This is a genomic window from Micromonospora globispora, from assembly GCF_003857015.1.
Taxonomy (GTDB): domain Bacteria; phylum Actinomycetota; class Actinomycetes; order Mycobacteriales; family Micromonosporaceae; genus Micromonospora; species Micromonospora globispora.
Genome location: NZ_QGGF01000747.1, coordinates 1 through 881, shown reverse-complemented (window position 1 = coordinate 881; position 881 = coordinate 1). Strand labels below are relative to the sequence as shown.

General features: G+C 73.6%; 1 protein-coding gene. It reads left to right on the top strand.

Annotated elements, in window-relative coordinates; all coding sequences use genetic code 11:
• Positions 1-784: MinD/ParA family ATP-binding protein (locus tag DKL51_RS33190; protein ID WP_148097932.1), on the top strand; the 784-nt coding region annotated here is incomplete at its 5' end.
• Between the last annotated feature and the right edge of the window lie 97 nt (positions 785-881).

Genomic DNA, 881 nt, shown 5'->3' with positions numbered 1-881 from the left:
GCTCCGCCGCGAGCTGGGCACGCCGCGGGTGCTCGCCTTCGCCAACCCCAAGGGCGGCGTGCACAAGACCACCGCCACGGTGCTCGCCGCGGCCACCGTCGGCAGCGTCCGGGGCCGGGGCGTGCTCGCCTGGGACGACAACGAGCTGCGCGGCACCCTGGGGCTGCGCGCCGGCAGCGCCCGGCACGCCCGCACCATCCGCCACCTGGTCAGCGACCTCGCCCAGATCGAGATCCTCGAGGGCGAGACGCTGCTGGGGCGCCTCGACGACTATCTCCGGCACGCCTCCGACGGCTCGTACGACGTGCTGGCCGGGGAGGAGAGCCCGCGGTTCGCCCAGCGGCTGGACCAGTTCACCGTCAAGCGGGTGCTGGAGCTGCTGCGGCGTACCCACGACGTGGTCTGCGTGGACACCGGCAACAACGTGGAGAGCTCGAACTGGCGCACCGTCATGCAGGCCGCCGACCAGCTCGTGGTGACCACCGTGCCGCGGGAGGACGCCGCGTTCAGCGCGGACTGGATGCTCGACCTGCTGCACGAGGTGGGGATGGGGGAGCTGGCCGACAACGCGGTCACCCTGATCTCCTGCCCGACGCCCGGCCGCTCGTCGCTCCAGGACGACCTGGAGCGGCACTTCGCCACCCGAACCCGGGCGGTGGCCGTGGTGCCGTACGACCCGGCGCTGGAGACCGGCTCGTCGATCGAGTACCACCAGCTCCAACCGGAGACGCGGCAGGCCTGGCTCAAGGCCGCCGCGGTGATGCTGGAGCCGTTCGCGCGATGAGCGGCACCGGCGCCCCGCGGCGGCGCCGTGCCTGAGAGGATCATCGGGTGAGCCCGGATACCGCCGACCCCGACCGCCCCGCCGAGCCTGGTCACCC